The organism is Marseilla massiliensis (assembly GCF_016899855.1).
Classification (GTDB): Bacteria; Bacteroidota; Bacteroidia; order Bacteroidales; family Bacteroidaceae; genus Prevotella.
The window spans coordinates 1-1,335 of record NZ_JACJJG010000207.1 but is presented as its reverse complement, the minus strand read 5'-3'; the positions used below and the strand labels follow the sequence as shown (position 1 = coordinate 1,335).

1 protein-coding gene is annotated in these 1,335 nt (G+C 60.4%); it reads right to left on the bottom strand.

The window, feature by feature from the left end; genetic code table 11:
• Nucleotides 1-26: 26 nt before the first annotated feature.
• On the bottom strand, nucleotides 27-1,335 hold a 1,309-nt coding region (locus H6A34_RS14400; RefSeq protein WP_205106077.1), incomplete at its 5' end, for an AAA domain-containing protein.

The window sequence follows — 1,335 nt, the reverse complement described above, 5'->3', positions numbered from 1 at the left end:
CATTTGTCTTAACTCCTTTACTCCCTTTAACTCCTTAACTCCATTAAATATTCATACAACTTCTTGTAAAACGGGTGGCGGGTCATTGTCTGCACGTCGCCGAGTATTATGAGTTTCATGCGCGCCCGGGTTATCGCCACGTTCATGCGGCGCAGGTCCGAGAGGAAGCCTATCTGTCCGTCGGCGTTCGCGCGGACGAGGGATATGACGATGATGTCGCGCTCCTGCCCCTGGAAACCGTCCACCGTGTTGACCGATATCAGGCCCCGGTAGGGCTTGAAGAACTCCTTTTTCTTGATGAGCCGGCGCAACAGCTGCACCTGGGCGCGGTAAGGCGAGATGACGCCTACGTCGATACGCTCGTCAAGAATGCGCTGCTTGCCTATCTTGGTGAAGTATTCCTGCAGGGTGTCGAGCGTCAGCTGCGCCTCGGCACGGTTTATCCGGCCGAAGCTCTCGCCAACAAACTCTTCCTTGCCCTCCACGTCCGCCGTGTCAATCCACGCCATAGGGTTGTCGAAGTCGAGTATTCCGCGGAACCTGATTTGCGGCGCAGCCTCAACCATACCGCCGTAGAACCAGTCGCTCGAGAAGCGCATTATCTGTTCGTTCATGCGGTATTGCGTCTTCAGCAGCGTCACCACGTCGGGCTTCTGGCGCACGATGCGCTCCATGAGCGTGGTGCCCAGTCCGCCGCGCAGCGCCTCAATGCTCTTCACCGTGGGCGGAAGCTGGCAGTGGTCGCCCGCCAGCACTACCCTCGACGCCCGCCTGATGGCTATCCAGCAGGCAGGTTCGAGCGCCTGTGCGGCCTCGTCGATGAACAGCGTTCCGAACTTCTGGCCCACCAGCAGGCGGCTGGCGCTGCCCGCAAGGGTCGAGGCTATGACGCGCGCCTCGCCGAACAGCTCGGCGTTGATACGTATCTCAAGCTCCGTGGCGCGGCTCTTCAGGCGTTCGATTTTCTGGTGATAGCCCTCGTCGCGCCGCCGCTTGCGGTTCTGGCGCAGCTTGCGTATCGCCTCTCGGATACTCCATAGCTGCGGATAGTCGGGGTGGTCGGCAAACCGTCGTTCGTAAGTGAACGACAGCATCTTGTCATTCACCTTCGTGGGGTTGCCTATGCGCAGCACGTTGACGCCCCGGTCGACCAGCCGTTCGCTGATCCAGTCTACGGCCATGTTGCTCTGCGCGCATACGAGCACCTGGTTCTCGCGCCTCAGCGTCTCGTATATGGCCTCAACGAGGGTGGTCGTCTTGCCCGTGCCCGGCGGTCCGTGAACTATTGCCACGTCCTTGGCGCGCAGCACGTTGTTCACCGCCTGCTCCTGCGCG